Below are 13,130 nucleotides of genomic sequence, written 5' to 3'. Positions count from 1 at the left end.
TATATTTTATATATGGTAATAAATAATTAAATGAAACAATTTAAAAAAGATTTACAAATTGAAAAAATAAAAACACCTCCTCATTCTTTAGAAGCAGAACAGTCAATATTAGGAGGTTTAATGTTAGATAACAATCGTTGGGATTATATTATAGAAAAAATAATAGTAGATGATTTTTTTATTTTATCACATAAAATAATTTTCAATGAAATGAGTTTTTTAATAGAATTAGGTAAACCTATTGATTTAATAACACTATCTGAATCTTTAGAAAATAAAAAAAAATTAAATCAAATAGGAGGTTTTGCATATTTAGCTGAATTATCTAAAAATATTCCTAGTGTATCAAATATATATGCTTATGCTGATATTGTTCATGAACGTGCTATAATTAGAGAAATGATATCTGTAGCAAATGAAATAGCAGAAGCAGGATATTATCCAAATGGTCGAAATAGTGAGGATTTATTAAATTTAGCCGAATCTCGTGTATTTAAAATGGCAGAAAAACGTTTTAGTAAAAATACTAAACCTAAAAATTTAGAAAAAATTTTAGAAATGACTATTTCTAAAATAGAATCATTTTATAATTCTCCCAAAAATGGGATTACAGGAATAGATACTGGTTATCATGAATTAAACAAAAAAACAGCAGGATTACAAAATTCTGATCTTATTATAATTGCGGCACGTCCTGCTATGGGAAAAACTACTCTTGCAATGAATATTTGTGAACATACAGCAATATCTCAAGATAAACCTGTATTAATATTTAGTTTAGAAATGCCTTGTGAACAAATTATGATTCGTATGCTAGCGTCTCTTTCACGTGTTAATCAAAGTAAAATTAGAACAGGACAATTAAATGATGATGATTGGAAAAAAATATCAAAAACTATGGGAATTTTATTAAAAAAAAAAAATATATATATTGATGATTCTTCTGAATTAACGCCTACAGAAATTAGATTACGTGCTAGAAGAATATTTAGAGAACATAATGGTTTAAGTCTAATAATGGTAGATTATTTACAATTAATGAGAGTTCCTTCCTTATCTTTTAATAGAACATTAGAAATATCTGAAATTTCTCGTTCTTTAAAATCATTAGCTAAAGAATTACATGTACCTGTTGTTGCTTTATCTCAATTAAATAGATCTTTAGAACAAAGATCTGATAAACGTCCAATGAATTCTGATTTACGAGAATCTGGTTCAATAGAACAGGATGCTGATCTTATTATGTTTATATATAGAGATGAAGTATATAATGAAAGTACTAATTCACATGGTATAGCTGAAATTATTATAGGAAAACAAAGAAATGGACCTATTGGAACTATAAAATTAATTTTTAACAATCAAATTACACGTTTTGATAATTATTCAAATTATTATAATAATGAAAATATTTAATATTATTTTCAAAATAGTTTATGTAAATTTAATTAAGAGGAATAAATGTTAAAAATTTTTAATACATTAAGTAAAAAAAAAGAAATATTTTCCCCTATTAATAAAAAACAAGTTAAAATTTATGTATGTGGTATAACTCCATACGATACATGTCATATTGGTCATGGAAGAACATTTATTATATTTGATATTATTATTAAATATTTAAAATTTTTAGGATATAAAGTCTATTATATAAGAAATATTACAGATATTGATGATAAAATTATAAAATTAGCAAAAAAACAAAATAAAAATATCAAATATATTACAAAAAATATTATTGATAAAATATCAGAAGATTTTAATAATTTAGATATATTATCTCCTGATTATGAACCTAAAGTTACTAATCATATACATGATATTATTTCTATAATAAAAAAATTATTAAGAAATAATATTGCATATATTGCTACAAATGGTGATATTATGTTCTCTATAAAGAAATATCCAAATTATGGAATTTTATCAAAACAAAATTTAAATTTATTAAAATCAAATATAAAAATCAAAAATTTTGATATTAAAAAAAATTATAAAGATTTTATTTTATGGAAATTAACTAATAAATGTAATATAGGTTGGAGTTCCCCTTGGGGTTATGGACGTCCAGGATGGCATATAGAATGTTCAACTTTAAGTCGTAAATATTTAGGAAAATGTTTTGATATACATGGTGGAGGTAATGATTTAATATTTCCACATCATGAAAATGAAATTGCACAATCTTCTTGTATTGATAAAAAATTTTATGTTAATTATTGGATACATACAGGAATGATTATAATTGATAATAAAAAAATGTCTAAATCATTAAAAAATACTTTTAAAATAAAAGATATACTATTAAAATATAATAAAGAAGTTATAAGATATTTTTTAACAATTACTCATTATCGTAGTCCTATTATATTTAGTGAAAACAAATTAAAACAAGCACAATTAGCTATACAAAAATTATATATTTCTTTATTTTATAAAAAAAATTCTTTTAATATAAAAAATATAAAAAATAATTTTTTTTTATTAGAACAACAATTTTATAATTCCATGAATGATGATTTCAATACTCCTAAAGCATACAGTATATTATTTAAGATATCTAAAAAAATAAATATTGCTTATAGAAAAAAAAAATATTTAATTGCTAATTATTTTATTTTAAAATTAAAAAAATTAGGAAATATTTTAGGAATTTTATTTTATAATCCTAAAGAATATTTACAAAATAATCAAAATTCATGTAATTTTTATTCAGAAGATAAAATTAAGGAATTGATTAAAAAACGTGAAATTGCTCGTAATAATAAATTATGGGGTGAAGCTGATTTGATTAGAAACAAATTAAAAAGGAATAATATTCTTTTAGAAGATACTGATATTGGAACAATATGGAAAAAAAAAATTTAAGATTTTATATAATTAAATTAATAAATACTTTATATGAAATTTATAAACTTTTTTATTATAAAAAAAAAATAATAAAGTTACGTAAAATAATTATATCTTATAATTATAAATATCATGTATTAAATAATTCTAATATTCTTGATTATCAATATGATAAATTAATATTTAAATTAAAAAAATGGGAAAATTTATATCCTTTTTTAAAAAAAAAATCATCACCTACTCAATCTGTAGGGGCTCAAAATAAATTATTAATTTCTTCTAAAAAAATAAAACATAATATTCCAATGTTATCATTAAATAATGTGTTTAATAAACATGATTTATTTAAAAATTTTTTATTGCCTATAAAAAATAAAATAATAAATAAATTAAATTTTTGTTGTGAATTAAAATTTGATGGTATAGCAGTTAATTTATTATATAAAGATGGTAATTTAATAAGTGCTGCAACAAGAGGAGATGGTTTTTTTGGAGAAAATATTACAAAAAATATATTAAAAATTAAAGATATAATTCATTTATTAAAAGGAGAAAAAATTCCTAAAATATTAGAAATAAGAGGAGAAATATTTATAACAAAAAAAAATTTTAAAATTTTAAATAAAAAAAATTTTTTTAAATATAAAGTATTTAGTAATACAAGAAGTGCAGCGTATGGAATTTTAAAAATAAATAAAAATATTAATAAAAAAATTTTTCATTTACTTAGTTTTTTTAGTTATGGAATTGGTTTTATAGATAAAAATTTTTTTTTAAGTCAACAAGAAATATTATTAAAAATAAAATATTTTGGTATTCCTATATCTAAATATACAAAAATTTATTCATCTTATGATGATATTATTAATTTTTACAAGTATTTTAAAAAAAATAGAGATTTTTTACCTTATAATATTGATGGTATTGTTGTTAAAATAAATAATATAAAAAAACAAAATATTTTCGGTCATACTAGTCATGCACCTAAATGGGCTATTGCATATAAATTTCCTTCCCAAGAAAAAATAACTTTATTAAAAAAAATAATTTTTCAGGTTGGACGTACTGGTGTTCTTACACCAATTGCTAATTTTAATACAGTGAATATTAATGGAGTAAATATTAATTATGCAACATTATATAATATTAATGAAATAAAAAGATTAAATTTAAAAATTGGGGATAATATAGTTATTCAAAGATGTGGAGATGTAATTCCTAAAATTACAAATATAATAATTAACAAAAAATATCAAAAAAAAAGAAAAAATATTTTAATACCAATAATATGTCCTAGTTGTAATTCTATTCTTAAAAAAAAGAAAAATATTTTATATTGTACATCAGGATTATTTTGTAAAGCTCAATTAAAAGCATATTTAAAACATTTTGTTTCAAGAGATGCAATTAATATTAATTTTATAGGAGAAAAATTAATTAATAAATTAGTAGATAAAAATTTAATAAAAAATTCTATAGATTTATTAAATTTAAATAAAATTATTCTATCTAAAATAAATAATTTAGGAAATAAATCTATTAAAAAAATATTAAAATCTTTAAAAAATAAACAACAAGTTACTTTCCATAAATTTTTATTTTCTTTAGGAATTCCAGAAATGGGGATAGTAACTTCTTATAATATATCATTATTTTTTAAAACATTAGAAAAATTTTTAGATACTAATTTAATTGAATTACTTAATATTAAAAATATAGGAGAAAAAACTTCATTAAATATATTTAATTTTATTAAACAAAAAAAAAATGTAAATATGATTAAAAATTTATTAAAAAAAATAGATATTATGTATCCTAAAAATATTTCAAAAAAAAATTATTTTTATCAAAAAAAAATAGCTATTACTGGTAAATTATTTTTTATTACAAGAAGTAATCTTATAAATAAATTAATAACATTAGGAGCTGTAATAAACACTAATATTAATAAAAAAACAGATATATTAATTTTAGGTAAAAAACCCAGTACTAAACTATTAAAAGCAATTAAATTAAATATTAAAATTATAAATGAAAATAAAATAATTTTTTTATTTAATAAATATAAATAGTTTTTTTAAAATATTAAAATTTGTTAATTTATAAAATAAATGATATTGTTGTTAATATTAGGTATATCTAAAATTAAAAAATTTTAATAATAAAATTATATGAAATATATAAAAGATATTATAGAAAATTATTTTTCAGAATATAAAAAAAATAATAATTTACTAAAAAAAAAAGAAGTTATTAGTAATATTAATAAAGTAATTAAATTTTTGGATAAAGGTATTATTAGAATATCTGAAAATATTAAAGGTAAATGGATTGTTTATGAATGGATAAAAAAAGCAATATTATTATATTTTCAAATTAATAAAAATTTTGTTCTTAAAGGAACATATAATAATTTTTATGATAAAATACCGTTAAAATTTAGTAATAATTTTAATGAGAATGATTTTGAAAAAATAAAATGTCGTATAATTCCTCCTACTGTTGTAAGATATGGTTCTTTCATTTCAAATAATACAATTTTAATGCCTTCTTTTGTGAATATAGGTGCTTTTATTGGTAAAAGAACAATGATAGATACTTGGTCTACAATAGGTTCTTGTGCTCAAATAGGTAATAATGTTCATATTTCAGGTGGAGTAGGAATAGGAGGTGTTTTAGAACCTTTGCAATCTAGACCTACTATTATAGAAGATAATTGTTTTATAGGTGCAAGATCAGAAATAGTAGAAGGAGTAATTGTAAAAAAGGGAGCTGTAATTTCAATGGGAGTATATATAGGTAAAAGTACTAAAATTTATGATAGAGAAACTGATAAAATTCATTATGGTATAATTCCTAGCTATTCAGTTGTTGTTCCTGGTACTTTACCATCAAAAAATGGTAAATACAATTTATATTGTGTTGTAATAGTAAAAAAAGTAGATAAAAGAACTTTAAGTAAAACTGAAATTAATAGTATTTTACGCGAAATATAAACAAAAAAATAAATTGATAGTTTATTAATTAATAATTAATTTATTAAACAAAATTTTTTAAATTTTAAAATAAGAACATAATTAAATATTTTTCTTTGCATCCGGGAGGATTTGAACCCCCGACCACTCGGTTCGTAGCCGAGTACTCTATCCACTGAGCTACGGATGCTTCTAATAAATAATACTCTCGGTGAGAGAGAGATTCGAACCCTCGACGTAGAAAACCACATACACCCTTAGCAGGGGTGCGCCTTAAACCACTCGGCCATCTCACCAATTATATTAATCTATATAATATTATATCTTTTACAAAAATTTTGTCAAATTAATTATTTTTATATTTTTTATAAAAAAAAATTTATTTTAACGAATTTTTTTTTTGATTTTTTTCAGCTTGTATACGTTGATATATCTCTTCTCGATGAACAGCAATTTCTCTAGGAGCATTAACACCTATCCGAACTTGATTTCCTTTTATTCCTAATACTGTTACCATTACTTCATCACCGACCATAAGTGTTTCGCCTACTCGACGAGTAAGAATAAGCATCCTTTTCTCCTTAAAACAATAAAATATTTATTTTATGAATATTTAAAAAACAACTTGAAAGTTTTATTTTAAAATGTTTTAAATAAATTAAATTAATTTATTTATTTTATTTAAAATAAATAATCTTATTTTAGATAAAAAAAAATAATATTCATCTTTATTAAGATAAATACTTCCTTGTGCTATATTAGCACATCCATTTAATTTACAAACCTTTTTATCTAAATTTTTTTGTATAATTTCTATAGCATTTATTTTTTTAGAAATATTTTTTGTTATTTTTATTATAAAAAATATTTTTTTTTTCCATTTTGTAGATAAAAATATTATTGTTTTTTTAAATTTTTTTAATATTTTTTTTATAAAAAAACTAAATATTTTAGGATTTAAACTATATACTTTACTTATTAAAAGATTTATATCGTTTAATATAATATTATTTTCTGCTAAAATTTTTTCTTCTTTTAAAACAATATATTCTTCTAATTCTTTTATATCAAATTTTAATATATTAATTTTTTTTTTATCTAATAAAATATTTTTTATTAAATTTTCTTCATCTGTTCTAAATATTTTAGAAATAAATTTTATATTTTTATTTTGTTTTTGTATATATTCTAATGCTAAATTATGAGTAATAGCATGTATACGTTTTATACCATTTGCAATATTTGAAAATTTTATAATAACAAAAAAACCAATTTCTTGAGTATTTAATACATGTGTTCCACAACAAAATTCTTTTGAAACATTTTTAATATCTACAATTCTAATTGTATTATCATATTTATCATTAAATAATGCAATAATATTATTATTTTGTATTTCTTTTTTTTTTTTTATATATATTTGTATAGGTATATTTTTAAATATATAATTATTAATTTCTTTTTCAATATTAAATATATCTTGTAATTCTAAAGGATTATTATATGAAAAATCAAATCTTAAATATTGATCATTAATTAGAGATCCTTTTTGTTCTACATGAGTACCAAATTTTTTACGCAAAACAGAATGTAATAAATGTGTTGCAGAATGATTTCTACTAATCATCATACGATTTAATTTATTTATTTTAGAATATAAATAATCATCTTTTTTTAAAGATCCTAAAATCATTTTACCTTTATGAATAATTAAATTTCCTTGTATTTTTGTATTATATACTTGAAATATATTTTTTTTATCTTTTTCTAAATATCCTATATCACCTATTTGTCCTCCAGATTCTCCATAAAATGGAGTAATATCTAATATTATTTCTCCGATATCTCCAAAATTTATTTTATCTATTAATATTTCATTTATGTAAATATCTAGTATTTTACTATAAGATATAAAATTTTTATATCCATCAAATTTTGATATTTTATTTTTATAGTACAAATTTATTTTTTTTTTAAAAGAATTATTTTTTCTTGATTGTTGTCGTTGTATTTCCATATATTTTGTAAATTCTTTTTTATCAAGATTAATTTTTTTATCTATACATATATTTTGTATTAAATCAGGAGATAATCCAAAAGTATCATATAAATAAAATATTTGTTTTCCTGATAAATAATTTTTATTAGATTTTTTTATTTCTTTTTCTAATAATAAAATTCCTGAGTTTATAATTTTATTAAAATTTTCTTCTTCGGTTTTAATTATATGAATAATATTATCAATTTTTTTATATAAAAAAATTCTTTCTTTTTTATTAACATATTTAATATATTTTGTTACTAATTTATAAAAAAAAGGTTTTTTTCTACCTAAAATTCTACCATGATTTATAGCTCTTCTAATAATTCTTCTTAATATATATCCTCTTTTTTCATTGCTTGGTAAAATACCTTCTGATATCAAATAAATAGAAGATCTGATATGATCAGCAATAACTTTTAATGAATTATGTCCTAAATTTTTAGTTTTAATATAATTATTTATATTTTTAATTATTTTTTGAAAAAAATATAATTTATAATTAGAATCTAATCCTTCTAAAATACTACTAATACGTTCTAATCCCATGCCTGTATCTACTGATTTTATGGGTAATGGTATTAATTCTCCATTTAAATTTTTATTAAATTGAATAAAAACAATATTCCATATTTCAATAAAACGATTACCTATATCATTTTTAATATCACCTTTTAGGTTACATCCTAAATCATAAAAAATTTCAGTAGAAGGTCCACAAGGACCTGTTTCTGACATTTGCCAAAAATTATCAGAATTATATAAAATATTATCCTTATCTTTAACTAATAAAATATTTTTTTTTGGAATTCCAATATTTTTATACCAAATATTATATGTTTCTATATCTGTATAATATACAGTTATATATATTTTTTTTTTTTCTAATCCAAACCATTTAGAATCAGTTAATAATTCCCATGCATAAAAAATTGCTTCTTTTTTAAAATAATCTCCAAAACTAAAATTACCTAGCATTTCAAAAAATGTATGATGTCTATTTGTAAAACCTACATTTTCCAGATCATTATGTTTTCCACCTACTCTTATACATTTTTGAATGGTAGTAATTCTTGGATAAAAAGGTTTTTTATATCCTAAAAAATATTCTTTAAATTGATTCATACCTGCGTTTGTAAATAATAATGATTTATCATTATTAGGTATTAAGGAACTTCCTTCTATTATTTTATGTTTTTTTTTAGAAAAAAATTCTAAAAACATTCTACGAACTTCTTCTATTTTATTTCCCATTTTATAAATTATCCTTAATTACTTTACAAAAGTAAATAAATTATTGATAAAAAATAAAATATTTATTTTATTTTTTTATAAAAAAAATATCTCTTAATTTTTTTTCTATTTCTAAAGATTGTGTTTTATTTTTTTTTAAAAAATTTATAGCATTTATTTTTCCTTGTCCAATTTTTTCATTTTTATAACTATACCATGAACCACATTTTTCAATTATTTTTTCTTTTACTCCTAAATTTAATAATTCTCCGTAAATGTTAATACCTTGTCCATAAATAATTTGAAATTCAGCTTGTTTAAAGGGAACTGCAACTTTATTTTTAACAACTTTAACTCGTGTTTCATTACCTATTATATCATCTCCATTTTTTACAACACCAATTTTTCTAATATCTAATCTTATGGAAGCATAAAATTTTAAAGCGTTACCTCCAGTTGTTACTTCTGGGTTTCCAAATAAAATTCCAATTTTCATACGAATTTGATTTATAAAAATTAAAAGTGTATTTGATTGTTTTAAATTACTTGCTAATTTACGCATAGCTTGACTCATCATTCTTGCTGCTAATCCTATATGAGAATCTCCTATTTCTCCTTCTATTTCAGCTTTTGGAGTTAAAGCTGCAACAGAATCTACTATAATAACATCAACTACACCTGATTTAGCTAATGAATCACATAGTTCTAATGCTTGTTCTCCAGTATCAGGTTGTGAACATAATAATTTATTAATATCAACATTTAATTTTTTAGCATATATAGGATCTAATGCATGTTCTGCATCGATAAAAACACAAATTTTTCCTAATTTTTGAGCTTCAGCAATAATTTGTAATGTTAAAGTAGTTTTCCCGGAAGATTCTGGTCCATATATTTCTACTATTCTACCAATTGGTAAACCCCCAATACCTAAGGCTATATCTAAAGATATAGATCCTGTTGATATTGATTCTATATCCATAGTTCTATTATCGCCTAATCTCATAATAGAACCTTTGCCAAATTGGTTTTCTATTTGTAAAATAGTATCTTCAAGAGCTATTTTTTTCTTTTTTTCTAAATTCATAATATTTCCTTATATATTAAAAGTAACAAAATCAATTATAAATTTTTATAAAAAAATTTTTTTGTTATAATAAAATAATTCATACAAATTTATTGTTAATAATATATTAAAATGTTTAAAAAAAATAATTTTTATAAAGATGCAAATCATATTTTAGATATACAAGGATTACAATGTCCTAATACAATTATGATGATTAGAAAAAAAACACTTAAAATAAAAAAAAATGAAACATTATTAATTATTACAAATGATTTATTGGTTAATACCGATATAAAATATTTTTGTCATTTTATGAGTTATAACATAATTTATAAAAAAATATATCATATACCATATTTATTTTTAATAAAAAAATTATAGTTTTTTATATAAAAAATATGTAACAATACCAAATTTTTTTTTTCTATATTTTAACCAATTTTTAGGTAAAAAAATATTATTGCTTCCAGTTTTTAATTCAATAAAAATTATTGCATTATTTTTTAACCAATTATTTTTCTCTAATAAAATACAAGTTTTTTGTAATAAAATATTTTCTTTACAAAATGGAGGATCTATAAAAACAAGATCATATTTTATGTTTGATTTTTTTGATAAAAAATTTAAAGTATTTTTATAAAGTAAATTAATATTTTTTATTTTTAATAAAAAAATATTTTTTTTTAATTGTTGAAATATTTTTTTATTATTTTCTATTAAAGTAGCAAATAAAGCATTTCTAGATAGTGCTTCAAAACTTAAAATCCCAGTACCAGCATAACAATCTAAACATTTAAACATATATAAATTATTGCTCATAAGCCAATTAAATAAATTTTCACGAATAAAACACATTGTAGGTTTTAATATTTTATTATTTATAACTTTAATTTTCTTACCTTTCCATTTTCCTGATATAATATTAATATTATTATATTTTTTTTTCATAGTTTATAGAAAATAATTTAGTAATAATAATTACTTTAGAAATTTTTTGATATATTATTTAAATAATATTCTATTTTAGTTATATCAAGTATTTTGTTACTAGATAAATTAAAACTTTAAAAAAATGATAAATAAAAAAAATATGATTCAAAAAAATGAAAAAAAAATAGGTTTTTTTAGTTATTTAAAAAAAAAATTAATTAAAACAAGTAAAAATATTAGTAAGGAAATTATTAATCTTTTTAAAAAAAAAAGTATTATTAATGAAAAATTATTTAATCAACTACAAGAAAAACTAATTTTATCAGATATAGGAATACATACTACAAAAAAAATTATTAATTTAACAAAAAAATATATACAATTAAATAAATTAGAAAATTCTTCACAATTATATAAATATTTAAAGATAGAAATGTTAAAAATTTTACTTCCAGTAGAAATTCCTTTAATTATTAAAGATAAAAAAAAACCATTTATTATATTAATAATAGGTGTTAATGGAGTAGGTAAAACAACTACAATAGGAAAATTAGCATATTTTTTTTATAAAAAAAAAAAATCTGTCCTTTTAGCATCTGGAGATACTTTTAGAGCAGGTGCTCATGAACAATTATTTTCTTGGAGTAAACAAAGTAATAGTTTATTTATATATAATTCAAAAAAAAAAGATAGTTCAGCAATTATTTTTGATGCAATTTCTCAAGCTAAAAAAAAACAAATAGATATTTTAATCGCTGATACATCAGGAAGATTACATAATAATTCTGTTCTTATGGAAGAATTAAAAAAAATTGTGCGTGTAATAAAAAAAAATAATAATATGATTATAGATGAAACTATGTTAATTCTAGATGCAAATATTGGACAAAATTCTATTAATCAGCTTAAATCATTTCATGATAATATAGGAGTAACAGGTATTACTTTAACAAAAATAGATGGAACAGCAAAAGGCGGTGTTATTTTTTCTCTAGCAAATGAATTTAATATACCTATAAGGTATCTTGGTTGTGGAGAAAAAATTTCAGATTTATATTTATTTAATGCAAAAGATTTTATAAATGCAATTTTCACAGATGATTAATTCATAATATATTAATAATTTTTTATTTTTGGAGGAATTAATGTATAAAAATATATTTACCTCTAATTTAAGATCTTCTATGTTACCTATAGGTACATTAGATTCTTATATCAATGTTACAAATAATTATCCAATGTTAACTTCTAAAGAAGAACAAGAATTATCAAAAAAATTATATTATAAAGGAGATTTAAATGCTGCTAAAAAATTAATTTTATCACATTTAAGATTTGTTATACATGTTACTAGATATTATTCAGGATATGGCTTACAACAAGCTGATCTTATTCAAGAAGGTAATATAGGATTGATGAAAGCTGTACGTAGATTTAATCCAGAAATTGGTGTTCGATTAGTGTCTTTTGCTATACATTGGATTAAAGCAGAAATACATGAATACGTTTTACGTAATTGGAGAATAGTAAAAGTTGCTACTACGAAAGCACAAAGAAAATTATTTTTTAATTTAAGAAAAACTAAACAAAGATTAGGTTGGTTTAATCAAGATGAAATAAAAATGGTTGCTAAAGAGTTAGGTGTCTCTATCAAAGATGTTTGTGAAATGGAATCGCGTATGTCAGCACAAGATATGAATAATGATTCTAAAGATAATTTTAAAAATACAAAAATCAATTCTAATATCTTTCTTAAAGATCATAATTCTAATTTTGCAAATATAATTGAGAAAGATAACTGGAGTAAATTTATTTCAAATAAATTATATAAAGCTATGTTAAAATTAGACTACCGTAGTCGTAATATTATTAATTTAAGATGGTTAAATAAAAATAAAAAAAAAACTACATTACAAGAATTAGCAAACTATTATGGTATATCTGCAGAACGTATTAGACAATTAGAAAAAAATGCAATGAAAAAATTACGTTTTATGATTGGAAATTTATTTCCTATATAATTTATATTTTT

11 protein-coding genes and 2 tRNA genes are annotated in these 13,130 nt (G+C 19.8%); 7 read left to right on the top strand and 6 right to left on the bottom strand.

Annotation, left to right across the window (positions count from 1 at the left end):
* The first annotated feature begins 30 nt into the window (after nt 1-30).
* The 4 genes from dnaB to dapD all read left to right on the top strand — a co-directional run bounded on the left by dnaB (nt 31) and on the right by dapD (nt 5,846).
* The gene (gene dnaB, locus GJU02_RS00185; RefSeq protein ID WP_211080497.1) at nt 31-1,416 is read left to right on the top strand and encodes a replicative DNA helicase; all 1,386 of its coding nucleotides are present in this window, start codon (nt 31-33) and stop codon (nt 1,414-1,416) included.
* A 45-nt stretch (nt 1,417-1,461) separates the two neighbouring features.
* Nucleotides 1,462-2,868 (top strand): cysteine--tRNA ligase, encoded by a 1,407-nt coding sequence (gene cysS / locus GJU02_RS00180; RefSeq protein WP_168919095.1) that lies wholly within the window; start codon nt 1,462-1,464, stop codon nt 2,866-2,868.
* Nucleotides 2,850-4,922, top strand: coding sequence for an NAD-dependent DNA ligase LigA (gene ligA, locus GJU02_RS00175; protein WP_168919094.1), 2,073 nt, complete (start codon nt 2,850-2,852; stop codon nt 4,920-4,922). Before cysS ends, ligA begins: the two co-directional genes overlap by 19 nt.
* A 99-nt stretch (nt 4,923-5,021) precedes the next feature.
* Nucleotides 5,022-5,846, top strand: coding sequence for a 2,3,4,5-tetrahydropyridine-2,6-dicarboxylate N-succinyltransferase (gene dapD, locus GJU02_RS00170; protein WP_168919093.1), 825 nt, complete (start codon nt 5,022-5,024; stop codon nt 5,844-5,846).
* A 96-nt stretch (nt 5,847-5,942) separates the two neighbouring features.
* Here dapD and GJU02_RS00165 read toward each other — a convergent pair.
* The 5 genes from GJU02_RS00165 to recA form a co-directional block, all read right to left on the bottom strand.
* Nucleotides 5,943-6,015 (bottom strand) — tRNA-Arg (locus GJU02_RS00165).
* Between the two features lie 19 nt (nt 6,016-6,034).
* Nucleotides 6,035-6,121: transfer RNA gene (locus tag GJU02_RS00160), tRNA-Ser, on the bottom strand.
* Nucleotides 6,122-6,204: 83 nt separating this feature from the next.
* Nucleotides 6,205-6,396 carry a carbon storage regulator CsrA gene (gene csrA, locus GJU02_RS00155; RefSeq protein WP_168919092.1) on the bottom strand — a complete coding sequence of 64 codons (192 nt, stop codon included), beginning with the start codon at nt 6,394-6,396 and terminating at the stop codon, nt 6,205-6,207.
* A gap of 87 nt (nt 6,397-6,483) precedes the next feature.
* Nucleotides 6,484-9,120: an alanine--tRNA ligase gene (gene alaS / locus GJU02_RS00150; protein WP_168919091.1), complete on the bottom strand. Its 2,637-nt coding sequence runs from the start codon at nt 9,118-9,120 to the stop codon at nt 6,484-6,486.
* A 67-nt stretch (nt 9,121-9,187) separates the two neighbouring features.
* A complete protein-coding gene (gene recA, locus GJU02_RS00145) occupies nt 9,188-10,186 on the bottom strand; it encodes a recombinase RecA (RefSeq protein WP_168919090.1) in 999 nt (332 codons plus the stop codon).
* Between the two features lie 111 nt (nt 10,187-10,297).
* Between recA and GJU02_RS00140 the strand changes: the two genes are divergently transcribed.
* The gene (locus GJU02_RS00140) at nt 10,298-10,549 is read left to right on the top strand and encodes a sulfurtransferase TusA family protein (protein ID WP_168919089.1); all 252 of its coding nucleotides are present in this window, start codon (nt 10,298-10,300) and stop codon (nt 10,547-10,549) included.
* Here GJU02_RS00140 and rsmD read toward each other — a convergent pair.
* The gene (rsmD, locus tag GJU02_RS00135; RefSeq protein ID WP_168919088.1) at nt 10,544-11,116 is read right to left on the bottom strand and encodes a 16S rRNA (guanine(966)-N(2))-methyltransferase RsmD; all 573 of its coding nucleotides are present in this window, start codon (nt 11,114-11,116) and stop codon (nt 10,544-10,546) included. The genes GJU02_RS00140 and rsmD overlap by 6 nt on opposite strands.
* A 124-nt stretch (nt 11,117-11,240) precedes the next feature.
* Here rsmD and ftsY point away from each other — a divergent pair, with 124 nt between their 5' ends.
* Complete coding sequence (gene ftsY / locus GJU02_RS00130) at nt 11,241-12,203, top strand: signal recognition particle-docking protein FtsY (protein WP_168919087.1); 963 nt, start codon at nt 11,241-11,243, stop codon at nt 12,201-12,203.
* Nucleotides 12,204-12,243: 40 nt separating this feature from the next.
* Entirely contained in the window at nt 12,244-13,119 is an 876-nt protein-coding gene (gene rpoH, locus GJU02_RS00125; RefSeq protein WP_168919086.1) for an RNA polymerase sigma factor RpoH, read from the top strand.
* Nucleotides 13,120-13,130 lie beyond the last annotated feature (11 nt).

The sequence above is a fragment of the Enterobacteriaceae endosymbiont of Donacia thalassina genome (assembly GCF_012568245.1).
In the GTDB taxonomy this organism is placed as follows: domain Bacteria; phylum Pseudomonadota; class Gammaproteobacteria; order Enterobacterales; family Enterobacteriaceae.
The sequence above is the reverse complement of the archived record's forward strand: the minus strand, read 5'-3'. Positions and strand labels throughout refer to the sequence as shown.